The sequence below is a fragment of the Mucilaginibacter sp. MD40 genome (assembly GCF_002288635.1).
Lineage (GTDB): Bacteria > Bacteroidota > Bacteroidia > Sphingobacteriales > Sphingobacteriaceae > Mucilaginibacter.
Genome location: NZ_NRSW01000001.1, coordinates 2348329 through 2374766 on the forward strand (window position 1 = coordinate 2348329; position 26438 = coordinate 2374766).

The window sequence follows — 26438 nt, forward strand, 5'->3', positions numbered from 1 at the left end:
TTTAGGCAAATAAAATCAACGTAAAGCATTGGAGATAAAAATATCACCAATGTTCCGAATTTGAGATTCCCGGGATTTGAGGACGATTGGAAAGCAGATATATTAGGTGAAGTATGTAAAATGCAAGCAGGTAAATTTGTCAGTGCCTCCGAAATACTAGAGAAGGAGCAAGATGAATTATTCCCTTGCTATGGAGGTAATGGGTTGCGTGGATATACTAAGTATTATAACCAAAATGGATTATATTCTTTGATTGGACGTCAGGGAGCACTATGTGGTAACGTAACTATAGTTGATGGGAAATTTTATGCTACCGAGCATGCTGTTGTAGTTACGCCAGATGAAAGTATCGACACCTTATGGATGTATTATCTTTTGACTCATCTCAATTTAAATCAATATGCAACTGGAGCGGCCCAACCAGGATTGTCAGTTCAAAATTTGGAAAGAGTCGAGGTGGCGATTCCAAAATCAAAGACTGAGCAACAAAAAATCTCAGCGATTTTAAGTCTTATTGATCGCCGGATTCAAACCCAAAACAAAATAATTGAGGAATTAGAGACCTTTAATAAATCGGTAGTAGATAAATTATTTAACTATAAATTCAATGAAAATCCTGATGCATATTGGAGTCATCTAACCTACGGGGACATATTTGAAGTCCGCACAAAAAAAATGTAGACATGGCGGTAGAAAATGTATTGTCAGCGAGCCAAGTGCATGGCATGATCGAGCGAAAAGAAATCGATATAGATATCAAATACGATTTGGATTCGATTAAGAATTACAAGCTAATTGAGCCAGGAGATTACATTGTACACTTACGATCATTTCAAGGAGGTTTGGCTTTTTCTAGAAAATATGGTATTTGTAGTCCGGCATATACAATACTCAGGTCCAAATCAACTATCCTATATGGCTTTTGGGAGAATTTTTTCGTATCGGATTCCTTTATTAAATCTTTGAGGTTAGTTACCTACGGAATTCGTGACGGAAGATCAATTAATATAGAGGAGTTTTTGAAGCTCCCTGTCAACGTTCCTTCTATTGAGAAACAAGCGGAGATTCTTAAAATAACATCAGGACTAAAGCAAAAACTTGTACATAACACTCGATTGTTGCGTTTATACATCGATCAAAAAGAATGGTTTTTAAAAGCTCTTTTGGTTTAACTCGGGAAGAGAATAAAACCTTAATTACGGGACTAAGGGATTTGTTATTCAGTAAGCGACTGAGATTTTTGAACAAGAATGGTGATAGTTTTCCTGATTGGGAAAGGAAAAAATTAGGCGAGGTAACTTTTAAAACTGATTAAAAAAATAAGCTTAACCATAGTTTTCCCGTCTATTCCGTTAGTAATGTTAACGGGTTTGTGCCACAATCAGAGCAATTTGAAAACATTGACAGCAATGACCGGGGTTACGACACGAGTCTTTACAAAATTGTTGAACACAGTACTTTTGTCTATAATCCGGCGAGAATAAATGTTGGATCGATAGCTTTTAATGATTCTATTGAAAAAGCTATCGTCAGTTCATTGTATGTGTGTTTCAAAACAAATGGGGACATTGATGATTATTTCTTGCAAGACTTTCTTCAAACATCGGAGTTTAAGTCATCTGTACTAGCAAGCGGGGAAGGTGGCGTGCGGATCTACTTGTTCTATGAGAATTTTGCTGAGATTAAAATTAACTACCCTTCCTACGATGAACAACAAAGCATAACTAATTGCTTATCTAGCTTAAAAAATAAGTTAAAGAACGAAACGCAGATTGTCAATGCGTATCAGAGCCAAAAATCTTATTTCTTAAAAGAATTAATCATATAAACATCTTTTGTATCAAAAATTGTTTCTGGACTTTGAAAGCTTTAAGTATTTTCTTTTCGTCAGCTATTTGGTGACTGATATTTGTTAATATTTTAATAATTTTTTGTTGCTCTTCTTTTTCAGGAATAGAAATGAAACAATCATGAAAGTTTTTAATACTTATAGAATAAACTTTTGTTCCTTGCGCAAGACTTCTCATTTGATTTCTAAAAGACTTAGCCGCAAAAGCATAGCCTTTAAAACCTACGATCGATCGATTTAATTTATCACGACCATGTATTGTATGTAATCCAGATACCACCAATTTCTCATTGCAATCAATGAACTCAATTACCTTTCCAACATCATTAGTATCTTCGGATGCATCAGCAAAGACAACATCACCTTCTTTGCATAATTCATAATTAACGGGTAAACATTCATTCTTAATGCTGGGTAATTTATTTTCGGTTAGATTTATCTGTTGCGGAAGCCCCTGGTGGATAAGTCCATAGTGTAAATTCAAAATTGTTCCAGAGGCATATTCTAAATTTTCCCAAGAGAGGGAATTAGTTGGAAAAAAAATTAACAAATCACTGCCGCGAAATTTTTCCCAAGGCTGATTAAATCCCCTAAACCGGATCTTATGATTAAAAATACTATCCCTTAGTCCCGTAATTAAGGTTTCTAAACGTTCAATTATTTTGTTTTGGGTTGTTATACGATCGTCAATTAGAGAAAGAAGAGTAGCAATTTTGCTTTGTTCATCCAGACTTGGTATTGATATAACAATCTGTTCTATCGTGCTTTTCGATAGGCTTGGCACTCCCGAGGCTTCGTTATGTTGAAGCCAATTTATCCTTTGAAATATATATAGTAAAAATTTTGGATAAATATTGTTAAAAGAATGAGTATAAAAGAGAGTGTCGACGGTCCAAAGTTTTCCATTATAATAAAATGGCTTGTTGATAGTGCCCTTTCTTCCAATGCAAACGGTTTCTCCATCATGGAGATAATCATTTACCGATGTCATTTGTCCGCCGGTTCCAAAAACGGGCACGGGACCGGTTTTTAAATGTTTATAATCTTTACCGCTTCCTATTTTTAGAATGTCTTCAACGGCTGTTTCTGTCCATTTGCTTTCAAATCCCGGGAATCTCAAATTCGGAACATTGGCCTTTAGTTGTTTATTAGTCTTTTTCTCGGTCATTTACTTTCTTCTGTATAAACATTAAGGATAGTTAAAAAACAAGGCCGAGTTCTTTCAGATAGCCCTCGATCTCTTTATCGAGGTCGGCCCGCTGGGCTTCAAGTTCTTTTATCTCGCGCATAACGGCTTGTATATCGATTTCTTCTTCTTCCTCGAAGGTATCTACATAGCGGGGGATGTTCAGGTTGTAATCGTTTTCGGCAATTTCTTGCAATGACGCGCAATGACTGTACTTCTCGATCTCGGCGCGGTCGCGGTAGGTGTTTACAATTTTGTCAATGTGCTCTTTACGTAGTTTGTTCTGAGTCTTAACTTTTTCAAATTCTTTACTAGCATCGATAAATAAAATGTTATCGTCTTGTTTGCGGCACTTTTTTGCGACAATTATACAGGTCGGGATGCTGGTGCCATAAAAGATATTTGCGGGAAGGCCGATGATGGCGTCGATGTAGTTTTTCTTTTCGATCAAAAAGCGACGGATTTTCCCTTCGCTGCTACCACGGAATAAGACACCGTGGGGCGCAACACAAGCCATGGTACCTTGCTCATTCAAGTGGTACAACATGTGTAAAATGAACGCGTAGTCGGCTTTTGATTGCGGGGCCAAAACACCAGCACTGCTGAAGCGGTCATCATTGTTGAATTTTGCGGCGGCGGTCCAGGTGGCCGAAAAGGGAGGGTTGGCAACCACCGCGTCGAACTGACGTTCGCCAAATTCATTGGCCTCTAAGGTGTCGCCATTGCGGATGTCAAAATTATTATACTTGATGCCGTGCAGGAGCATGTTCATCCGACATAAGTTAAAAGTGGTTGGATTCTTTTCCTGACCATAGATAATATCTGCGTGGCCGTTACGTGCTGTCTGCAATAATAGAGAGCCGCTACCACAAGTAGGATCATATACATCTTTTAAGCGTGGACGCCCGGTGGTAACAATGTCAGCGAGAATTGTACTAACTTCCTGAGGTGTGTAAAACTCGCCTGCTTTTTTACCAGCACCGGCTGCAAACTGTGAAATCATGTATTCGTAGGCGTCTCCTAGGATATCAATTTCATTCGCCTCGTGCAGACCAAAGTCGATACCGTTCAATGCGACCAGCACCTCGCTAACCAGTTTATTCTTATCATCAGCTGTTTTGCCCAATTTTGGCGAAGCCAAATCAATATCGGAAAACAAACCGCCAAAATCATCTTCACTTTCTTGACCTATGGTACTGTCTTCGATACGCTTCATCGAACGTTCCAAAGCAGGCAGAATGTTCTCCTTTTTATTGATCAAATCGATCATAGTCGAGTACAAAAATTCTGGTGCTACAAAATAACCGAGATCTTGCATACACGTCTCTCTGATCGCGCTTTTGATAACTTCATCATTGCTTTCCCAGGCTTGTTTGAAGGTCAGGCCGTCAGCTTCCAATTCCTTATTGACATGCAACTCAATTTTTTCCGACAAATATTTATAAAATATAAAGCCAAGCGAAAAATACATGAAGTCGCTGGCGGACATATTGCCTCTTAAAGTATTCGCCACCATCCAGAGCTGGTTGCGTAATCGTTGTTGTAGTTCTTCACTCATCGTTAATCCCAATTATATATATCCATAATAGTCCTCAATTTCCGAACTACGCGGTCTAAAATGCTGCGCCGCTCGACAATCCCAGCTTTTTTCTTTCTCACTGCTTCCTGTACAATCTCCAGTTTTTCCCGTTTTAAATAATCATATTCGGTCAAAAACTGCTGCAAAGCACCTTCATCTAAGGCTTCTTCTTCTGCCAACCCCTGCACCGCTTCGCCACGTTTACGGGTTACGAAGGCGGATAAGCGACTCTCAAGGTCTATCGTACCGTCAGCTTTTGCCCGGGCAAAAGCTTCTTTGTCATTATCAATATTTTCACGCATGAACTCATCTACCAGCTTTGTCTTATTGCGCATACCTGCATCCTTAATCATGGTATCCAGAATACTTTGGCGTTGCTGTGCGTAATCCTCGCTATTAATGTCAAGATCCGAGATCAGTTCTAAGATATATGCCACGTTAATTACGTCGCTCCGCAATAATTCTAAACAGAAATCGATATCTTCTAAGGTAGGGCTTTCCTCATTTTCGCCATAAGACACGGGCGGCTCGGCGACCAAGCTCGGCTCCGGTGGCGGTTTGATGGGCCCGACTGCAATATCCAGATACTTGCTGCGAAAATCCATAAACTCCTGATCTGACATCAGCAGGGTCTGATCTTCTGCATCGAAGTCCTCATAAACCTGGATCTCCGAACGCTTTTTGATAATATCTCGGAAGGCAAGTACAAAGTCGCGCCGCTCGTATTCGCTTTGCAAACCATCTACAGATTGCACATCGGGATACTTTTCCTTGAATTTGACCACCAGCTCATTCAACTCACTTTTAACCTTATCAAAAGGCTCTCGGATAATAAACTCGTTCGGCTGATTGTTACTAAACAGCTTGATTGCCGCATCGACGTTGTTTTTTAGATCACGGAAACAAACGACCTTACCGAACCGTTTCTTTTCATTCAGCACCCGGTTTGTCCGGCTAAAGGCCTGTACTAAGCCGTGGTATTCCAAATTCTTATCGACATACAAAGTGTTGAGTTTTTTTGCATCAAAACCGGTCAGGAACATATTTACCACCAGCAACAGGTCAAGAGAAGCCATTTCCGGATTCTTTTTTTTCATCCGCTTATTTACGTCATCATAATATAAACCGAAATTCTCCGTCGTAAACGACGTACCGAACATGTCGTTATAATCATTCATGATGGACTGCAACTCATCTGCTGCAACTGCGTCATTGGCAAAGCCTTGATTCGTACCCGTTAATTCATCGTCTTGGTTGCTATTAGCCGCATACGTAAAGACCGCCCCGATCCTGATGGAAGGGTTCAGGCTCTTAAATATTTGATAATATTTTAATAGGGCTGCCACTGACTGCGTTGCGAACACTGCATTGTACTCACCATCATAGGTTGATTTATTAAAGTTAGCTAGGATGAACTTAGCGATTTCCTGCATCCGAACATCGTTCATCAGATCGTCACCTGATTCGTTTTTTCCTTTATAATATTCGACCAAGAAACCGAGCACGTTTTCATCTGCAATCGCATCTTTGATCAGGTAACGGTGCAGGCAATCCCCAAAGATTTCCGCCGTAGTGTGTTCGTGGGCATTTTCGGCAAAAATTGGTGTGCCGGTAAATCCAAAAAATTGCAGATTGTTAAAGAAACGTTTGATGTTTCTGTGCGAATCACCAAATTGGCTGCGATGGCATTCATCAAAGATCATCACAACCTTTTGATCTCGAACCTTTTGCAAATGCTTGTTGTAACGGTCTCTCGTGACGGCATTATTTAGTTTCTGAATAGTTGTTATAATAATCTTAGAATCTCCTCCTAGTCGCCGGATCAGTTCAAATGTATTATCCGTGCCATCTACAGCCCCTTTTTCAAAGGCCTCATACTCTGCTTGTGTCTGTGTATCCAGATCGCGTCGGTCTACCACAAAAACCACCTTGTCCACGCCATCCAACTCCGAAGCCAGTTGCGCCGCTTTAAAAGATGTTAGCGTTTTTCCTGCACCCGTCGTATGCCATACATAACCGTTCTTAGTCGAATTTTCAACCCGGTCTAAGATACGCTCCACTGCATAATACTGGTATGGACGCAAAGCCATCAGCACTTTATCGCTCTCATTCAGGACAATATACTTGCTGATCATTTTTCCCAGTCCACATTTTTCCAGAAAATTGTTTGCAAACTGATTTAAATCATTGTAAGGCGTATTGTCCGCATCTGTCCAATTGAAAGTAAATTTATAGCCCAGATTTGGGTTGTTGGCAAAATACCGCGTGTTCACGCCGTTAGAGATGACGAATAACTGGATATAGTCAAATAACCCATTATATGAAATCTTATGGTACTTCTGTATCTGATCATAAGCTACCCGCAGTTCCAATCCACGCTTTTTCAGTTCTAACTGCACTAAAGGCAGACCGTTGATCAGAATTGTTACATCATATCGGCAGGCGCGGCGTCCCTCCACGGTAATCTGATTAGCTACTTGGAATTCATTCTGACACCATTTATGCTTGTTGAGAAACTCCACCCATACTCGCTGCCCGTCCTCTGTATCCAAAGGAAAAAGATCCCGTATTTTTTTTGCTTTTTCAAACCGCGTACCACCTTCCAGGTGAATACGGATACGCTCGAACTCTTTATCAGTAAACTCCGTTCGTCCGATCTGCGCTAAACGTTTCTGGTTATGTTTTTCTAACTGGCGTTTAAAGTTTGTGTAAAGGTTTTCTTCCTCTTTCAATACCACTCGCTCATAACCCATACCTACTAAGGTATTAATCAGTCCATTTTCTAATACTAATTCGCTTTGAGTTGTCATATTTATCTCGTGATAATATTCACCCGATCTGCGAACCACAGAAACAGTAGCCAACCATTCGGATAAGGTTAAATCACTCGTAAACTTACAAAAAATCCCTAATTAGTTTCATTTGGGTATTTGCGTTTATGGTTTTATAGGTCTTAGAGTCGATATATTGACAGAAGTATTTGCCTTACTTTACAGGATAACTAAAAATCAATTATTAATCATTTTTGGGGCGAACCCAGAGAGCAGAGTATAACACGGTGAGTAGTTACCAAAAAAAATTGATGCAGAAACTTTAGTTTCTTTAGCTATTAAAATCCTTTAGTGCACTTATCCCTCAAGAATACGTATTAAATCGTCGTTTACGTAGAATAATTCTTTACCATCTTTTATAGGACTTAACATTTTGGCATTAACTAATTCATTGAAGTATTTTGTTAGGGTTGTTCTAGATGTTATATTTAATTGATCACCAATGAATTTAGGTTTGATATACGGCTGACTGAAAATCAATTCGTTTACTTCTTTATTATACCATTTTATTGAATTTTTGGCGTGTATCAACGTTGAATCCATCTGAGCAAGTATGCTGTTAATTAATTGGCTTGTTAATAGTGCTGTCTTTTCTACGGCATCCAGCATGTATAGTATCCAGGGTTTCCACGAACTGCGTTGAGTAACAATCCCCAGATTATAATAGTAGTCGTCTTTATTAACAATAATATATTTAGACAGATATAGCACCGGTTGATTTAATAAGCCTGCATGTACGAGATAAAGTAAGTTTAATATGCGACCAGTTCTTCCATTCCCATCAGGAAAAGGATGTATCGCTTCAAATTGATAATGAGCGAAACACATTTTTAATAAAGGATCTGTAGGATATTTTTGATCGTCATTTAAATAGTTCAACAAATTATCCATTAGTTTTTCCAATATTCCGGTTCCTCGTGGGGGAGTATAAATTACTTCTCCAGAGCGAAATTCGCTTTGCCCACGCTGTATTATAGTTAACGATGCCGGTGACCTGAGCCCTGATGATGTATTTTTAATTTGCCTGAAAATTCCTAATACGCTTTCTAAATCAATATGATTATTTTCTTTTATGAGTTGATAACCAGTCCACAGAGCTTCACGATAGCGTAATACCTCTTTTGTTGCAATATTAGCCTTGTCTTCTTGAACGGTATCTGAAACCGCTTTATATAAAGCGTCTTCAGTTGTAAAAATATTTTCAATGGCAGTAGAAGCTTTGGCCTCTTGTAGAGCTATTGTATTTACCAGCATCAATGGATTTGGCAGTCTCATAATGCTGCTGTTTACAGCCGCTAATGCTCTTGATGCCGTTACCAATTTCTTCAAAATCTCAACATCATTTTCGATTTCAGATTTGGGGGGCAGTAATGGTAAATCATTAAATGGTTTTGTTCTGTCGTAAGCCATATAATATGTTCATTTTATTCTGATTTGTGAACACAATGCAAATTAACGTAAGTATTTTGATAAATTAAAACCACGTGTCCAATTTTGTTAAAAAAATGAACGTAATTAATTTTGAATATTAAATTATGGACAAAATTCAATGTTGTGTTCATTTATTTATAAAATATGAACATGTTTTAGATTGAAATGTAGGTGTTGTATGTTATGGAGATGTTGACCACCCTGTTCCGGGCCAAATTGACCACTGGGTTAGCTGACTTTTGGGTTGCAGCAAATGCTATAAAAGCGTGTACAAAAATAGTTATTTAAAAGGTATTTCCATTAGTAGCTTTTTGTTGGTTCAACACTACGTTTTTTCCTCATAGATTCCCCCTTCAGTTCGATGCGATGCGCATCATGAACGATCCGGTCCAGGATCGCATCAGCAACCGTTTTTTCACCGATCACTTCAAACCATTTGCTTACCGGTAACTGTGAGGTAATGATCAGCGAGGTCTTGCCATGCCTGTCCTCGATAAGTTCCATGAGTGCAGCCCTGCTTTGTGCATCAAAAGGCTGGATACCGAAGTCATCCAGTATGAGCAGCTGTGTCCTTTCGAGTTTAGCCAGCTCTTTGATATAGGAGCCGTCTGCTTTTGCCATCTTCAGTTTAGCGAATAGCTTGGGGGTACTGGCGTAGAATACCCTGTAGCCCAGCATACAGGCCTGATAGCCGATGGCAGAAGCCACATAACTTTTACCAATGCCGGTACTACCAGTAACCAGTACGTTTTCATTGCGGTCAATGAAGGTACAGTCTGCCAGGCGCATGATCTGGTTGCGGTCGATACTTCGTTCGGCATGGTAATGCACGTCCTCTACAGAAGCTTTATAGCGGAACTTGGCATATTGTATTGTCCTTTCTATACGCCTGTTTTGCCGGTCGTCCCATTCTGCATCTACCAACAGGGCGAGTAGCTCATCCGCTGTATGATCGTTAGTTTTACCTGTTTCCATGCTGCTTTTGAAAGCATGGAACATACCGAAGAACTTCATCTTCCTCATCTTTTCTAATGTACTTGTGTTCATGTTATTGTTGTTTTAATGGTTATTTGTAATAGTCTTTTCCCCTGATATTATCGTGGTTAGGCATCGGCAGCTCATCGGCAAACAAGCTTTCCTCATAGCCGTCCATCTTATTCTCCAGGATGGTTTGTATGGTTTTATAGTTGTAAATACCATAGCTGAGTGCACGCTGGCAAGCCATTATTAACCGCTCGTTACCTGCTTTCTTCGCAAAGCCAAGTACGCCCAGACAGGACTTGTAAGCCTGTTCCGGGTGCTGTTTGCGGTCAAGTATCTTAAGGATATACAGTCTGACATCCTCATGGATGGAAGCAGCCCATTCTAAGAACTTATCAGGCGTCCAGTCGGTTACAAAGCGGTGCGTAGTAGCCATGTGGTCTTTGTCGGTCGTATAACCGTAAGGGTTCTTTGCCCGTTTGTGCAAAGCAATGCGCTCGTAGTTGGAGTAGATCTCTACGATAGTACTGGAATACAAAAGCTTAACCCGCTTGCCGATGAAGCGATATGGCACACTGTAATAGTGTTTATCCGGGCCGAGGTTGACATGGCCGTTCTTGATCACTTTAGCGTAGAAGTGCTTTTTGAACTGGTAAGGCAGGACAGGCAACGGCATCAGCGTATGCCGCTCGATCTCTTCAAACTGTAGCCTTCGGCTGTAGTTGCGACCTTTAAGCAATTGGCTGTTATGGGTTTCCAATGCTTCCCAGATACCTTTATTCAACTCTTTTAAAGAATGATAGGTAACCCGGTTGATAGGCGCGTAGATCTTGGTATAAATGATCTTAACGGCACCTTCTACCAGTGCTTTATCACGCGGGCGGTACGCCCGCGCCGGGAGTATGGTGGTGCCGTAATGGTCTGCAAAGTCCTCGAACGTTTCGTTCAGGGTGGGTTCATAGCGGCTGCTTTTGGTTACGGCTGCCTTCAGGTTATCGGGTACAATAGCGGCAGGAACGCCACCAATAAAGTGCAGGGTGTTCTCACAGGCAGCAATAAAGTCTTCCTTCTGCTGGCTCATAACTGCTTCAACATAGGTTAACTGGCTGGCTCCGAGGATAGCCACAAAGACCTCTACTGCAATAACTTCACCGGTATCCTTATCGGTATAGCTTAGCTTTTCGCCTGCAAAGTCCACATAAAGCTTATCACCGGCTTTGTGATCCATATGCATGGTCGGATTGACCCTGGCTTTCCATTGGTTATAATAAAAGCAGAATTGACTGTACTGATATCCATCAGGAAACTCTTTATAATAGGCCTCCCATAGGATCTGCCGGTTCATACCGGTCTTTTTAAGCTCTTTATCGACGTGGGGGAAACAGCGCAGCATGGACTGCATACGTGCGTTAGGCGGGTGTTCTTTAGACTTTCCGAACAGGTCTTCCAGTTCTTTGTCGTTCAGTGCATTAACCTCATCAAAGGTGAGGCCGCTGGCTTTGAATGTTGCTACATACTTTTTTACTGTGTTTCTCGATGCATCAGCTTGGGCAGCTATGGTCATTAAAGGCCGCTGTTGGCTGTACATCTTTAATATCTTTCTGATCTTACTCATGCTGATTGTTAAGTTTGCCATTCTTAGGAAGGTGTATTTGCCCTCAAAAGATGGTCTCTTCTACAGCATTTGCTACGAGTTTGCGGTGGTCAGTTTGCCCCGGAATCAGGTGGTCAGTTTCGCCCGGAATAGATGGTCAGTTTGTTCCGGAACATAGTGGTCAAGTTCATCAGAATCTCCACAACCCAATTAAGAAGAGAAATGAGACAGATATTGAAAAAATGCCTCGATATTATTAGTAAGAAAAACAATAAAGAAAATGATACTATCTAGTGAACATCTTTTTCTGTAAGACCCTAAACAACTAAATTTAATTCGTCAATCTTGCGGGTAACAAATGGCTACAAAGATAATAAACAAGGATTAATTCGTTTACGATTAATAATAGCAGAAATTAATTAACGAATTACACAAAATCGATGGATTGAATAATTTAACTTCAAAACATTGTTATATTTGTAAAAATAGTTCATTGACTATCACTTATACATTTAAACAGGCTTCAAAAGCCACCAAACAAAAGCACATTATATGTGCCCTATTCGGTGTCCATTCCTGTTTTAAATCGATATAATACATTGATTATCATAGATATAGTTCGGTTTGACATCATCCTGCCATCCCGACAAAAGCGATACCAAGTATCAAAACCCATAAATCATATGATTTATGGGTTTTTTGTTTTAATTTCTATCCAAGCATACATTTAGATATTAAATACCATAATAATATTTATTGCAATATTTTCGTTACGTATGCAAACAAATCTGAACTCTTAGCATTTTTGCAAACATGGAAATTCATAAACAAATAAGGATTGTGCTGTTCTTTGCAGCCTGTTTGTTTGTAGCCAAGCCGTTTATTGGTTTTGGTATCCATACCAATGTTTTTACACATACAGATCATCCAACTATTTTATTAAAAAGTTTTAATAAACTTCGTTTGGATAGCCTTGGAGATACAGAGTTTTGTAAAGACCAGTCAAAGGACATCTATCCCGACCCATTTTTGCCCTTAGCAATTACCATAGCTGCTTTATTGTCAGTATTATATTCGGCGTTTAGAGGCATAACTATTGCAAAGCAGTCTCAATTGTCGGTATTCAACATGGCGGCTGTAGGTGTACGGCCGACTTATATTAAACTCCACCAACTTAATATCTGATTTTACTGAAACAGCACGCTCTGTGCAAAGCCTTGTTTAACAAGTTAATTTACAGGTTTCATTAATTTCAATATTGTAAAATGTTCAGTATATATAAATGCTGGCCGCTGGTTTTATTACTGCTGCCAAACATTGCCCGTTCTCAAAATACGCCAAGTATCAGCTTAAATACCGTGCTGGAGAAGGTTACGGCCTATGCGCCATCTTTAACTGCCGATGCCGCCGCTATAAGAATACGCCAGTCCCAAACTACCGAGGTTAGAAATAACTGGTTACCATCGCTAAAGCTCAACTATCAGGCTGACGTAGGAACTAATAATAACACTGCCGGCCCTTACTTTGGCTTTGGTATTATACCGTCTAATTCACGTGGCGTACGTGACGAAAGTAACACATCAGCCACATTAACCAACTTGGGTATCGCGGCACTCGATTGGGAGGTTTATAACTTTGGCGCATATGGCGCCGCTAACAAAGCGGCAGAAGCCAATGTAGATGTAGAGCGTAAAAGTTTCGAGCAATCTAAATACACGCTTACTGCGGCTACTATTGATAACTATTTGCAGCTTGGCCTGCTGCAAGATCTTATCACCATACAAAACCGCAACATAGAAAGGAATAAAGAGATACGGCGTTCTATACAGGCCCTCGCCAGAAGTGGTATACGTGCCGGAGTGGATACGAGTATTGCCGAAGCCGAAATCTCCAAAGCCCGGTTGGTATATATAGACCTCGTTAACCAGGCCAGGCAAATACAGATCAATTTATCAGCACTGAGCGGCGTACCTGCCGCTCAAATCATTGCTGATACTACTACACAGCAAAGCCTGGCTGCAAACACCGCCGAGTTTAGCCTGTTTAATGCCGATACTTTAAACCACCCGGTGATTAACTACTACAAATCACTTTATAACAGCAGCCTTCAACAGGAAAACCTGGTTAAAAAAAGCTATTCGCCTAAAATATTATTAGAGGCGGCAGCATGGGGCAGGGGCTCAAGCATAAATGCCGAAGACCATTTTGGCCCGTTAAATACAGGATGGGGTTTTGACAGGGGTAACTACCTGGTTGGCGTAGGTATTATTTATAACCTGTTTGATATCAGGCGGCGGCATTTAAAGCTTAGTACGCAAAGAGCGGAAACCGAATACGCGCAAAAAAAGCTTAATGAACAAAAAGCTCTCATAGCGGCAGGCAGCAATCAGGCTGATGCCAATGTGGCTTCGGCAATTGACAGGCTTGGCGAAATACCCAAACAGCTTAAAGCCGCTAACGCCGCTTACAGGCAAAAATTCGCGCTGTACAAGAACGGCCTTACCGATATTATTGAGCTCAATGCCGCATTAAACCTGTTGTATCGTGCCGAGACCGATTTTACCACTGCCAAGTACAGCTATTGCCGTGCCTTATTCCAAAAGGCGGTTGTTGAAAATCAAGTTAACGCGATCCTAAAACTTTTAAAATAATCTCCCATATGTCAATGGTAACATCAGCACTAAAGCGGCCGGTAACTACGGTAATCATCGTAGTGAGCCTGCTTATATTCTCGGTGCTAAGTGCAATAAAAATCCCCATAGATATCTTTCCTCAGCTTAACATGCCTACCATATACGTAATTGAATCTTACGGAGGTATGTCGCCCCAGCAAATGGAAGGTTTCTTTTCTACCAGTATGCAGGATCAGTTCCTGTATGTAAACGGTATAAAAAGCATTACCAGTAAAAATATCCAGGGCCTAACTTTACTTAAATTGAGCTTTTATGAAGGTACGGATATGGCCGAAGCATCGGCCCAGGTGGCACTACAGGTAAACCGGGTAATGAAAGCTTTCCCGCCCGGAGCATTACCTCCGCAGGTAGTAAGGTTCGATGCATCTTCATTACCGGTTGGCCAATTAGTGCTGGCCTCAAAAACTCGTAGTTTAAAAGAGATATATGATCTGGCCTCAACACGTGTAAGGCCTACGTTCTCGTCTATTTCCGGCCTTTCTGCTCCACCTCCGTTTGGCGCTAATTCCCGCTCGGTGATCATTAATGTTGATCCCAATAAACTCAGAAGTTACAGCTTAACTCCCGATGAGGTGGTAGAGGCAATGGCTAAATACAATGTTATGTCGCCGTCTGGTAACCTTCGCATGAACAATACCATGTTTGTTACCACTATGAATACGCTCATTAAGAGTGTAGACAATTTTGGCAACATCCCGGTGGTTACTAAAGGTGGCACTCCTGTATTTATAAGAGATGTAGCACGTGTATCTGACGGGGCAGACGTAACGGTGAGCTACGCGCTTATCAACGGCAAGCGTTCTGTTTACATACCGGTTGTAAAAACGGCCGACGCCTCCACCTGGTCTGTTGTGCAGGCATTAAAAGCAAAACTACTAGATATACAAAGCTTGCTACCTAATGATGTTAAAATATCTTACGAGTTTGACCAATCTATATTCGTTATTAATGCGGTAAAAAGTTTAATGACTGAAGGTGGGCTTGGTGCCCTATTAACAGGTTTAATGGTACTCTTATTCCTCCGTGACTGGCGCAGTAGTTTGATCGTAGTGATCACTATCCCGGTGTCTATTCTTATAGGTCTAACGCTGTTAGGGATCTTTCATCAAACCATCAATATCATGACCCTGAGCGGGCTTGCTTTGGCTATTGGTATCCTGGTTGACCAGGCAACGGTAACCATAGAGAACATACATCAGCATCTGGAAATGGGCAAACCAAAGCGTTTAGCCATCTATGACGCGTGTGAGGAGATCTCTTTTCCGCTTTTGCTTATCCTGTTGTGTATACTCGCTGTTTTCGCGCCATCATTCATGATGAGCGGCGTACCTAAAGCTATGTTTTTGCCGCTTTCACTATCCATAGGTTTAACCATGATCGTTTCTTACATCATCGCGCAAACCCTGGTACCTATATTAAGCAACTGGATGATAAAAGCAGAGCAATATCAGCATTATCACCATGACCATGTGCATGCACATGCAGGAGAGGGGCTCGATGCTGCCGAACGCGACCAGGTTGACGCGCACTTAAAAGAAGAGAAGAAACATCCCGAGCAAAATGACCTGTTTGAACGTATTAAGATACGTTTCATGAACATCATTAGTAAGTGGATGCCAGGTAAAAAGGTAATAGTGCCGGTTTACTTGGTGGGGGTATTTATACTGGCTGGTATATGCTTCGTTGTGATTGGGAAGGACATGATGCCCAAGTTGAACAACGGCCAATTCCAGATCCGTATTAAAGAACCCGATGGCACCAGGCTGGAACGTACGGAGGCTAAGCTTAAGGAGGTGTTAAAAATTATTGATAGTACCTCTAACCATCATTTAGCCATTACATCTGGCTTTGTTGGGCTTATACCCAGCAGTTATGGAGTAAGTAACCTGTATGTATTTAATACTGGTACATATGAAGCAGTTTTGCAGGTGAACCTTGATGAAGGCTACCATGTGAACATGGATGATTTTAAAGAGGCGCTGCGTAAGAACATTTCCTACGCCCTGCCAGAAATGCGTGTGACCTTTGAACCTATTGACATGACCGAGAAGATCATGAGCCAGGGGGCGTCCACGCCAATTGAGGTGACCGTAGCAGGCCGGGATATGACCCAGCTACAAGAGTATAGTAACAGGTTGATAAGCAAGTTGCAAAAGGTAAATTACTTGCGTGATGTGCAGATCAACCAGCCTATGCACTTCCCAATCATTGCTATTAAGCTTGACCGCTTGAAGATAGCGCAAATGGGGTTAAGTGTATCAGAAATAGCCCGTTCGGTAACGGCAAGTACATCATCAAGCCGCTTTACAGAAAAAAACCTTTGGCTTGATGAAAAATCAGCTTATACCTATCAGGTACAAGTACAAGTGCCCGAATTTGTTATGAACACGATGGATGAACTACGCGAAATACCGCTGGTAAAAGGCCAGAGCAGCCCCGTACTGGGCGATGTTGCCGAATTTACCACACATTATGTGCCGGGTGAATACGATCGCCGCGGCCCACGCCGCTACCTTACGGTGAGTGCCAACATCAACCATAAAGACCTTGGAACCGCTACAACAGCTGTACAAAAAGCAATTGATGAAATGGGTACACCGCCAAGGGGTGTAGTAGTTCGAATGGAGGGCATGTCAAACCTGTTGACGGAAACCATGAGCAGTTTACAAAACGGTTTACTATTTGCCGTGTTGGTTATCTTCCTGCTGCTGGCAGCCAATTACCAATCAATGAAACTATCACTCACTGTACTTTCTACGGTGCCGGCTGTAATTTTGGGTTCGCTGCTCATGTTGCTTTTAACGGGTTCTACGCTTAACCTGCAATCTTATATGGGCATGATCATGTCTACAGGCGTATCGGTAGCTAACGCTATTTTGATTGTAACCAATGCAGAGAAGCTAAGGTTAGATTATAAGGATGCTACACGTGCTTCAGTAACCAGTGCATCCATCCGTTTGAGGCCGATTTTGATGACGAGTTTAGCCATGATAGCAGGTATGATCCCTATGGCATCTGGTTTGGGTGAAGCAGGCGAACAATCTGCCCCGCTCGGCCGTGCGGTTATCGGCGGGCTTATAGCATCTACCATTGCCGCTTTGTTTATCCTCCCGCTGGTATTTGCCTGGGTACAAAATAAAACCACTTACCAATCACCTTCACTATTACCTGAAAATCATCTTCAGACACAAGAATTGTAATACCATGAAATACAAAATAATAACTATAATGGCTGTTGCTATATTGGCGGCAGGCTGTGGCGGCGCTCAAAAGCCGGTTGATATCACCAAAAAAGAAAATAAAGCTGCTGAAAGCAAGTTTGAAACCGGTACTGTTGTCGAAAAAGCATTGTCAAGCTATGTACGCTTGCCTGGTCAGTTGAAGCCTTTTAACGATGTGAATCTATTTGCTAAAATCAACAGCTTTGTAAAGCGTATCAATGTCGACCGTGGGTCAATTGTACACAAAGGGGAGTTGCTGGCTGTTTTGGAAGCACCCGAAATGATGTCGCAGTTACAGGCAGCTAATGCCCGCTATCTGCAAGCACAGGAAACGGCCAGTGCCAGCCGCGAAAAGTATCGCCGACTAAAAGAAGCGGCCAAAGAAGCAGGTGCGGTTTCGCCACTCGACCTGGATAACGCAATGGCCAAAATGAAGGCCGATGAAGCCGTAGCCTTGTCTGAAAGATCAAATGTTAATTCTGTAAAAGACGTGCAGGACTATTTAAACATACGTGCTCCGTTTGATGGCATCATCGTTCAGCGTAATGTTTCGGCCGGAGCGTTGGTAGGTCCTGGCAAATCAACCGACCAGCCCATGCTGGTACTACAGGATAACAAGAAGCTTCGTTTAGAAGTGATGATACCTGAAAACTATGTAGATAAGGTTGATCTTAAACAGAAGGTAAGTTTTGTGTTTAATGCCATGCCGGGGCAGAAATACCAGGCTTACATTAGCCGTTCTGCTGACGCTTTAAGTACGATGCGTTCAGAAGCGATAGAAATAGATGTACATAACACCAGTGGGGTTTTAAAGCCGGGTATGTACGGCGAGGTGAAAATACCATTGCTTTCAGGCGCTAAATCACTATTAGTGCCTAACAGTGCCATTATACAGTCTACCGAACGCCAATATGTGGTTACGGTAGTTGATGGAAAGGCTGTTTTTGCAGACATAAAAGAAGGCATTAATACCAACGATTCCACTGAGGTTTTCGGAAATTTGAAAGCAGGGGAGAAGGTGGTACTACACGCCGGAGATGAGTTAAAAGAAGGCACAAATATTAAGTAATCTAAAAGGGATGGTAAATTACATTTGCCATCCCTTTTACTAACTACAGTTAGTGTACCTCAAAATTTTGTTTAAGTCTCTTTGTAGTAATTATTCTACAGTTATTTCATCTGCAAAAATATAGGATAGATTACCTTTGCTTTCATGCCAATCGGGCAGGGCACCATATTGTTTCGCTATAATCTTAATGTAGCGGGCGGTGCTATTTACCTTGCCGGTAAATTCCTGCGTTTGTGGCTGCAGGCTTGTTATATTTACTTTAGAATTGGTTGTCGCGGCCAGTTTATAATTTATGCCGTCGGCAGATATCCAATATTCAACTACCTTGGGAAACACAATCCAGGAACGGGTATCCTGCAGTGTGCCGATACTCACCTGTTTTATGGGCTTTATCTTGCCCATATCAATTATCGCCACGAGGTCTTTCCCCTGGTAACCCTGCCAGTTACCTAAACGCCAGTTGGCAGTACCGTGTATGCCGTTTATTAATGTTTCATCGCCCTGGGCAGAATAGTTTGGCAGGTATTTGTTCAGGAGGGTTAATTTAATATCTCCGCGTATCTTAGTGAATACACCTTCATCAACAAAACTGGTATCACCCGAGTTAATAGCTATCGCTTTTATAGTTGTGGTTGCTGTAACGGATATAGGCTTGGTATACAAAGTTGATTGCGCAGTAGGCAAGCTACCATCAAGCGTATAATATATTTTAGCGGCGCTATCCGCGCAACCAATGGTTACTGTAAGGTCTTGCTTAAAGGTACGGCTCACGGCATTTATATACGGGTTTGGCACGATCAAATGATCGCTGATCTTTGAAGATGGCCGCTCCAGTTCCTGCATAAACAATTTATTTTCCAGACTGCCGCTAAACACTTCCAGTTCACCCCCATTTGCGAGGTCGTCGTAGTTTAAATATAACTTGTTGTAAGGCTTTTTATCAAGGCTTAAACCCTGAATGTAATTGTTTGCACGACTAATAGTGGCGCCAGGATTAGTGATAACGAATTGTTTACCATTCTCAAGGTTAAGAACAATGCGTTCAAACTGTGGGGTGGTTAACTGATACTGGTTTTGCCCGGGCATTGCATTGTAAAGTCCCAACGAGCTCATTACATACCATGCAGACATTTGGCCGCAATCCTCGTTACCTGATAAACCATCCGGTTTGGCGCTGTACTGCTCGCGTAAAAGCTTGCTTACATAGTATTGTGTTTTGTAAGGAGCATTAGTGAAATTGTACAAATAGGCAATATGGTGGCTGGGCTCGTTGCCATGCGCGTACTGGCCAACCAGGCCTGTAACATCATCCTGCTGCCTGCCGCTTAGTTTGGACGTTGTGGTAAAAATCTCATCCAGCTTTACTTCCAGTTTATTGATGCCGCCCAGGCTATTGGCCAGCCCTTCTACATCCTGCGGTACCAGGAAGCTATATTGCCAGGCATTACCTTCGGTATAATTATTATTGATCTCTGTAGGCTCGAAAGGAGTGTACCAGCCGCCATTTTCTCTCGCCTGCATAAAGCCGTTTTGGTTATTGTGTACGTTTTTCCAGTATTGGGCGCGCTTGATATATTCTGCATAATCCTGCGGCTTATTTAGCATTTTAGCCATTTGGGCTATGCACCAGTCGTCAATGGCATAATCCAGCGTTTTGGCTACCGATTCGTGCTCTACATCTGCCTGCACAGCGCCGGTAGCCCTGTAATTATCTAAACCAAACTGGTTACGGTTAACAGCTGCTTGCATAGCGGTAAAGGCTTCCTCGGCATTAAAATCGCGTATACCTTTGGCATAAGCATCCACTATTACCGGTATGGAGTGGTTGCCTACCATACAATACGTTTCAGTTGTAGCTAATGGCCATATAGGTAATAAACCGCCCTGCTCGTAAATGGCTAAAAATGTCTTGATGAAATCAAGCGTGCGCTTTTTGTCGATAATGTTGAGCAATGGGTTCTCTGCACGGTAAGTGTCCCACAGGGAGAAGGCCGTGTAATAGGTAAATCCGTTAGCGGTATGTACTTTTTGATCGGCCCCCCGGTATTGCCCATCCACATCGCTATAAATACTTGGCGCGGAGAAACAATGGTAAAGTGCTGTATAAAAAACGGTTTGTTTTACTTTTCCGTAATCGGGTTCCTCAACTTTCTTTTGTTTAGGTTGCGGACGGTTATATAAGTAAGGGTTGTACGGTTGTGATTGAGATGATTTGGACGGTGCGCCTCCTTCAACCTGTATTTTGTTCAACTCATCATTCCAGGCCAATCGTGCAGATTTTACTATTTTCTTGAAATCAAAATCGGGCATTTCCGCGTCAAGGTTTTTCAATGCTCCTTCTGCACTTACGGCGGAAATACCAACCCTTGCGCTGATAATTCCCGGATTATTGAACCGGATATACATTTTCACGTTTTTACCTTCAACGCGTTTTTTACTATCCTGTATGGCTTCGTTTAAAGCTATACCATAAGAGGCAAAGGGTTTTGAAAACTTAGCGTAAAAATAAACAGGCTGTTCGGTAGCCCATGACCGCGACTTGCGATATCCTCGTATCTCATAATCGTTCACCACTTCTATCCATGAATCAAGCACTTCATCACGGTGTAAAAGATCGATGACAATGTTGCCTTCTTTAGCATCCTTGTAATCATACTTGTGCATACCGGCACGCAGGGTAGCCGTAAGCTCTACATTAATGTTGTATTTATCCAGTAAAGTGTGGTAATAGCCCGGGCTGGCATTTTCATTGTTTTTCTTAAAGCCCGAACGGTATTCGGTATTCTTTAATTTCGGTTCGCCGGTTGTGGGCATGAACAATACATCACAAAGATCGGGTATACCTGTGCCGCTAAGATGCGTGTGCGAAAATCCGTAAACTACGGTGTCGGTGTAATGGTAGCCGGAACAACCGTCCCAACCTTCCAGGCGTGTATCGGGGCTTAGTTGTACCATACCAAACGGTAATACCGCGCCAGGATAGGTGTGGCCGTGACCGCCGGTTCCTATAAAGGGATCTACATACTGTGCGAAATCTTTTTTCTTCTTTTGAGCGAAAGATAATGCTGAAGCGAAAAGGAAATATGATAATAAAGCGATGCGAAAAGCAAGTTTCATTTAATGGATTTTAAATACGCAAATTACAAGTTTGGTACTCAAATTTCTCATTAAAAAAACGCGCTAATAAAACCAGCTAACGTATATCAAAATCGTCCGCGTCTTTTAAGAAAGGTAAGGCGCGCCTGGCTTTTTTCACTTCATCGCCGATGATAGAAAAAGTATAGACATCCTCCTCATCGCGTTTGTAATATACCACGTTACCATTAGGATCAATACAGGTAGAATCGCCGGAATGGTATATCTCGTTGCCATCGTGCCCAACACGGTTAACACCAATTACATAGGCCTGGTTCTCTACTGCACGTGCGGGTATAAGGGTACGCCAGTGCAGGGCTCTTTTCTCCGGCCAGTTAGCAACAATGATCAAAAGGTCATATTCCTGCTCGGGTATATTCCTTAACCATACCGGGAAACGCAGGTCATAGCATATTACAGGGCATATGCGCCAGCCATTCAACTCAACTATTAGTTTTTTTGTACCCGCTAAGTAAGTATTGTGCTCTTTGCCTAATGCAAAAAGGTGGCGCTTGTCGTAGTACTCATAAGTGCCGTCAGGTCGCATCCATATCAGGCGATTGAAGTATTTGCCGTCTTCGGTTATTATCAGGCTGCCGGTTACTACAGCGTCAAATTTTTCGGCTGTTTTTTGCATCCATTGCATGGTTTTACCATTCATGGGTTCGCCCAGTTCCGCGGCATTCATGGTAAAACCGGTATTGAACATCTCCGGCAATATAATGAGGTTGGTTTTCTCCCGAATATTGGACAACCGCAGGGATATATTCTGCAGGTTTTTATCAGTGTTTTCCCAAAACAGGTATCCCTGATAAACGGTGATCTTTAAGTTATCCATAAGCTTGTTCCTGAGGCGACGAATAATTTTTTACGTAAATATTTCCGTAAGGTTAAACCCTTTGTAATCTTTCAACGGCTTTATCCAAAGTTTCTTGTTTTTTGGCAAAACAAAATCGTAAGATATGCCTGTCTGTGCCCTTGCGGTAAAAAGCCGAAACCGGTATGGCTGCTACCCCAATTTCGGTGGTAAGGCGCAAGGCAAAATCAGTGTCCTTTTCGTCTGTAATGCCTTCATAACTCACTGATTGAAAGTATGTACCAGCACAAGGTAATAATTTGAACCTGCTATGCGCTAATCCATTCCGGAAGTTATCCCGTTTTTCGCTAAAAAAGTCAGGTAAGCTTTCATAATGGTTCACATTCTTTAAATATTCGGCTATGGCGTGCTGCATAGGTGTATTTACGCTGAATACCAGGAACTGGTGTATCTTCCTGAACTCTTGCATAAGGTAGGCCGGCGCAATGCAGTAACCTACTTTCCATCCTGTTGCGTGGAATGTTTTACCGAATGATGCCACTATCAAACTACGCTCTTTTAATAGTGGGTAGCGGGCCATGCTGCGGTGCACATCTCCGTCAAACACCAGATGCTCGTAAACCTCATCGCTCAATATCAGTATATCCTGGTTTTTTACCAAAGCGCTTAACTGTTCTATGTCATCCTCGCTTAATACGGTAGCCGTTGGGTTGTGCGGAGAGTTAAGGATGATCATCCTGGTTTTATTGGTAATGAGCCTTTTTACCATATCCCAGGGAATACGGTAATCAGGCGGTTCCAATTCCAAAGACTTTACTACGCCACCCATCAACTTAACCGCTGGTGCATAACAGTCATAGGCAGGTTCAAACATAATTACCTCATCATTAGGATGTATCACCGCGCTTATGGCGGTAAATATGCCCTGCGTGGCGCCTGCTGTTACGGTGATCTCTGTTTCAGGGTCATATACCGCGCCGTAAAGCCGTTCTGTTTTTATGGCTATCTGCTCGCGCAAGGCAGGCAAACCGGCCATAGGAGCGTACTGGTTATATCCCGCCTGCATGACTTTGGTTACCATTTCAATTAACTCTGGAGAGCAATCATAATCAGGAAAACCCTGTGATAAATTAATAGCACTATGCTTTGCTGCCAGGGCAGACATGGTAGTAAAGATGGTTGTACCGGTTTGTGGTAGCTTTGAAATAACTGGTATCATCGGCGGCTAAAATAACCATTACACCATAAAATCCGCCGAACAAGTAAATAATTTACTTTCGGAGTTTCAGTGTGAGTTGGTATGATTGTTCTATTAATTATTAGTACTTGTTTTCTTATGTTAATTTAATGCGGATAAAATGACTTTTAAACTATCTAATATTAACAACGCTGCAAAACAATTAAATGTTACCTGTATTTTGTATTGTGTTGATTATTTACCTTAGTAGAATGAAACTGATACGTTATTATTTCTTGGCCTTCTCACTAATTTTAATCATCGCTGCCTGTTCATCAAAAAAGAGCGATGTGCCAGTAGTTGGCTTTGTTGACGCGTTTGAAGATGCTACTATATCACAAGCTAAAAATGGTTTTGTAGATGCTTTAAAGGCCAATGGCTACAGCGAAGAAAAGGGAAACATCAAAATAAAATATAACAACGCACAAGGGAGCATTCCAACACTTTCTCAAATTGTTAATCAACTGGTGGCAGAACGGGTTGATCTTTTGGGTACTTCTACAACGCTTGCAACAGTGGCTGCGATACAAAAAACCAAGATTATTCCTATTTTCCAGATGGTGTCGCCTACACCGGAGCGCATGAAGGTAGCCGATGCCAACGGTAAGGGACCCGCCAATCTTTTCGGTACGATGGAAGATCTCAATTACATCGATACATCTTTCGCAATTATTCCAAAACTGGTTAAGCCTAAGGGATTGCAACTGGTTGTGGGCATGATCTACAACCAGTCCGAACCACAATCGGCCGATGCATTGCAACGTATACAGGGGCTTGCAGCTAAGCTTGGCGTTAAGATCATAGCGTTACCGCTTAACTCATCTGCCGATGCGCAATTGGTTACGCAAGGTTTGTTGGGTAAAGGTATCGACGCATTTTTTGCCAACCCTGACAATACTGTTTTTGCCGCGTTTGAAACCATATTAAAAAGTTGTAATGATAAAGATGTACCCATTTTTACCAGCGAAGCAGGCCTGGTACAAAGAGGAGCAGTGGCCGCGTTTGGCGCCGATATTTATCAATGGGGCTATCAATCGGGCTTACAGGCTGCACAATACCTGAAATCCCACAAAACCGACGGGCTTAAACTTGAAATGGTAAAAGTGCGTAAACGTGTTTATAATCCTGCCGTAACTAAACACTTCAATATTAATATACCTGCAGGTTTTGAAGCCGTAAAATAATGGAGTTTTACCTGACCGCCATATTACAGGGCTTTTGTTTTGCCGGCATTGCATTCGGGATATATATATCTATGAAAATATTTAATATTCCGGATATCACCACAGATGGTAGTTATACTTTAGGTGGCGCGGTTACCGGCGTAATGCTCACGCATCATCAGCCTGGTTATTTGATATTTCTAAGCGTTCTTTTAGCCGGTGCAGTAGCAGGTGCGCTTACAGGTCTAATTCATACTAAACTTAAAATAAATGCCTTGTTAGCGGGTATATTAGTGATGACTGCACTATACTCTGTAAACCTTACCATCCTTGGACGTTCTAACGTGCCTTTGTTGAACGTTTCCAATTTGTTTTCTATACTAAGTAGTACACAAGACAGCGTTTCGAAATCATTACTCATCGTAATTGTCTTTATCGTTATGATTATGCTGATTATTGGTTACATACTCAAAACAGATTTTGGCATTGCTATGCGGGCAACCGGTAATAGTGAACCCATGATAAGGGCACTTGGAGTAAATACTGATAGAATGAAGATCATAGGCCTCGCGATGGCCAATGCCCTTACAGCTTTAAGCGGTTACCTGATGGCACAGCAGCAAGGTTATGCTGATATTAATATGGGAATAGGCAGCGTCATTATCGGGTTGGGGTCAGTTATCATTGCAGAAACCATTATAAACTGGCTGCAAATAACTTCAGTATGGCTTAATTTACTCCTCGTTTTGGCCGGAGCAATTGTATTTCAACTCGTATTGGCCTTTACACTGAGTATTGGTGTTGATGCCAATTTGTTAAAATTGGTAATTGCCTTGTTTGTACTTATTATTGTGGGGATACCACGCTTAATTCGAAGGGAAATATGATAGCGCTTAACGATGTCAGCAAAACCTTTAACCCGGGAAAAGCGAACGCGATAAACGCACTTGGCTCTGTAAACCTGCAAATAGCCGAAGGCGAATATGTAATTATAGTTGGTGCTAATGGTTCGGGCAAGTCAACATTGCTCAATGTCATATCAGGCAGTATACTTCCCAACGAGGGGAGCGTTATAATTGATAGTAATGACGTAACCAAATTACCTGAGCACCAACGCAGCAAATGGATTGCCCGTATATTCCAAAACCCTTTGTTGGGTACTGCGGCTGACCTAAGCATTATTGATAATTTTCGTCTTGCAGCATTGCGTACCCAAACTAAATCACTCACTATCGGTAAAACTACCGAATTTAAAAACAAAGTGCGTGACCGTATAGCTAACTTGAACATGGGCCTTGAAAACAAACTGGAGCAGCCCATTGGTACTTTATCCGGCGGACAAAGGCAGGCGCTTACTTTATTGATGAGCGTGATGGACAATTGTAAAATACTTTTGTTAGATGAGCCCACAGCCGCCTTGGACCCACGTTCTGCTACAAATATTTTGCGCATAGCCGATGATATTATCAAGCAGTTTAAACTCACCGCGGTGATGGTAACGCATAATTTAAAAGATGCTGTTAATTATGGCTCGCGTATTATTCAAATGGACGAAGGGAATATTTTAAAAGACATTACAGGTATAGAAAAAAGCACATTAAAACAAACTGATGTGTTTGAATGGTTTGGATAAAAACTGGCAAAGAAATTGT

General features: G+C 41.7%; 19 protein-coding genes. 10 read left to right on the plus strand and 9 right to left on the minus strand.

Features of this window, described 5'->3' with window-relative positions:
• Positions 1 to 60 precede the first annotated feature (60 nt).
• The 3 genes from CKK33_RS10620 to CKK33_RS10630 all read left to right on the plus strand — a co-directional run bounded on the left by CKK33_RS10620 (position 61) and on the right by CKK33_RS10630 (position 1828).
• Positions 61 to 681 (plus strand): restriction endonuclease subunit S, encoded by a 621-nt coding sequence (locus tag CKK33_RS10620; protein WP_095704085.1) that lies wholly within the window; start codon positions 61 to 63, stop codon positions 679 to 681.
• 2 nt (positions 682 to 683) lie between these two features.
• Positions 684 to 1172, plus strand: coding sequence for a hypothetical protein (locus CKK33_RS10625; protein ID WP_198952460.1), 489 nt, complete (start codon positions 684 to 686; stop codon positions 1170 to 1172).
• A 200-nt stretch (positions 1173 to 1372) separates the two neighbouring features.
• Entirely contained in the window at positions 1373 to 1828 is a 456-nt protein-coding gene (locus CKK33_RS10630) for a restriction endonuclease subunit S (protein ID WP_095704086.1), read from the plus strand.
• On the opposite strand, the gene CKK33_RS19615 is transcribed toward CKK33_RS10630, so the two are convergent.
• From CKK33_RS19615 to istA, 6 genes are all read right to left on the minus strand, one after another.
• Positions 1821 to 3017 (minus strand): restriction endonuclease subunit S, encoded by a 1197-nt coding sequence (locus CKK33_RS19615; protein ID WP_198952461.1) that lies wholly within the window; start codon positions 3015 to 3017, stop codon positions 1821 to 1823. The two genes, CKK33_RS10630 and CKK33_RS19615, sit on opposite strands and share 8 nt — an antisense overlap.
• 31 nt (positions 3018 to 3048) lie before the next feature.
• On the minus strand, positions 3049 to 4593 hold the full coding sequence (locus CKK33_RS10640; protein ID WP_095704087.1) for a type I restriction-modification system subunit M: 1545 nt from the start codon (positions 4591 to 4593) through the stop codon (positions 3049 to 3051).
• 2 nt (positions 4594 to 4595) lie between these two features.
• The gene (locus CKK33_RS10645) at positions 4596 to 7424 is read right to left on the minus strand and encodes a type I restriction endonuclease subunit R (RefSeq protein ID WP_095704088.1); all 2829 of its coding nucleotides are present in this window, start codon (positions 7422 to 7424) and stop codon (positions 4596 to 4598) included.
• A gap of 318 nt (positions 7425 to 7742) precedes the next feature.
• Positions 7743 to 8855, minus strand: coding sequence for a Fic family protein (locus tag CKK33_RS10650; RefSeq protein WP_095704089.1), 1113 nt, complete (start codon positions 8853 to 8855; stop codon positions 7743 to 7745).
• A 321-nt stretch (positions 8856 to 9176) separates the two neighbouring features.
• Complete coding sequence (gene istB, locus CKK33_RS10655; RefSeq protein WP_095704090.1) at positions 9177 to 9923, minus strand: IS21-like element helper ATPase IstB; 747 nt, start codon at positions 9921 to 9923, stop codon at positions 9177 to 9179.
• Between the two features lie 19 nt (positions 9924 to 9942).
• Positions 9943 to 11472 (minus strand): IS21 family transposase, encoded by a 1530-nt coding sequence (gene istA, locus CKK33_RS10660; protein ID WP_233138189.1) that lies wholly within the window; start codon positions 11470 to 11472, stop codon positions 9943 to 9945.
• 792 nt (positions 11473 to 12264) lie between these two features.
• Here istA and CKK33_RS10665 point away from each other — a divergent pair.
• The 4 genes from CKK33_RS10665 (at position 12265) to CKK33_RS10680 (ending at position 18434) form a co-directional block, all read left to right on the plus strand.
• On the plus strand, positions 12265 to 12636 hold the full coding sequence (locus tag CKK33_RS10665; protein WP_095704092.1) for a hypothetical protein: 372 nt from the start codon (positions 12265 to 12267) through the stop codon (positions 12634 to 12636).
• 80 nt (positions 12637 to 12716) lie between these two features.
• The gene (locus CKK33_RS10670; protein ID WP_095704093.1) at positions 12717 to 14102 is read left to right on the plus strand and encodes a TolC family protein; all 1386 of its coding nucleotides are present in this window, start codon (positions 12717 to 12719) and stop codon (positions 14100 to 14102) included.
• Positions 14103 to 14110: 8 nt separating this feature from the next.
• On the plus strand, positions 14111 to 17344 hold the full coding sequence (locus tag CKK33_RS10675; protein WP_095704094.1) for an efflux RND transporter permease subunit: 3234 nt from the start codon (positions 14111 to 14113) through the stop codon (positions 17342 to 17344).
• A 4-nt stretch (positions 17345 to 17348) separates the two neighbouring features.
• Entirely contained in the window at positions 17349 to 18434 is a 1086-nt protein-coding gene (locus CKK33_RS10680; protein WP_095704095.1) for an efflux RND transporter periplasmic adaptor subunit, read from the plus strand.
• A 90-nt stretch (positions 18435 to 18524) separates the two neighbouring features.
• Here CKK33_RS10680 and CKK33_RS10685 read toward each other — a convergent pair whose 3' ends face one another.
• From CKK33_RS10685 to CKK33_RS10695, 3 genes are all read right to left on the minus strand, one after another.
• Positions 18525 to 21551 carry a GH92 family glycosyl hydrolase gene (locus CKK33_RS10685; RefSeq protein ID WP_095704096.1) on the minus strand — a complete coding sequence of 1009 codons (3027 nt, stop codon included), beginning with the start codon at positions 21549 to 21551 and terminating at the stop codon, positions 18525 to 18527.
• Between the two features lie 76 nt (positions 21552 to 21627).
• Positions 21628 to 22407 (minus strand): amidohydrolase, encoded by a 780-nt coding sequence (locus tag CKK33_RS10690; protein WP_095704097.1) that lies wholly within the window; start codon positions 22405 to 22407, stop codon positions 21628 to 21630.
• Positions 22408 to 22459: 52 nt separating this feature from the next.
• Positions 22460 to 23605: a methionine aminotransferase gene (locus CKK33_RS10695; RefSeq protein ID WP_095704098.1), complete on the minus strand. Its 1146-nt coding sequence runs from the start codon at positions 23603 to 23605 to the stop codon at positions 22460 to 22462.
• Between the two features lie 230 nt (positions 23606 to 23835).
• Between CKK33_RS10695 and CKK33_RS10700 the strand changes: the two genes are divergently transcribed.
• From CKK33_RS10700 to CKK33_RS10710, 3 genes are all read left to right on the plus strand, one after another.
• On the plus strand, positions 23836 to 24807 hold the full coding sequence (locus tag CKK33_RS10700) for an ABC transporter substrate-binding protein (protein ID WP_095704099.1): 972 nt from the start codon (positions 23836 to 23838) through the stop codon (positions 24805 to 24807).
• A 71-nt stretch (positions 24808 to 24878) separates the two neighbouring features.
• Positions 24879 to 25673, plus strand: coding sequence for an ABC transporter permease (locus CKK33_RS10705; protein ID WP_233138190.1), 795 nt, complete (start codon positions 24879 to 24881; stop codon positions 25671 to 25673).
• Positions 25670 to 26419 carry an ABC transporter ATP-binding protein gene (locus CKK33_RS10710; protein ID WP_095704101.1) on the plus strand — a complete coding sequence of 250 codons (750 nt, stop codon included), beginning with the start codon at positions 25670 to 25672 and terminating at the stop codon, positions 26417 to 26419. Before CKK33_RS10705 ends, CKK33_RS10710 begins: the two co-directional genes overlap by 4 nt.
• Positions 26420 to 26438: the final 19 nt, after the last annotated feature.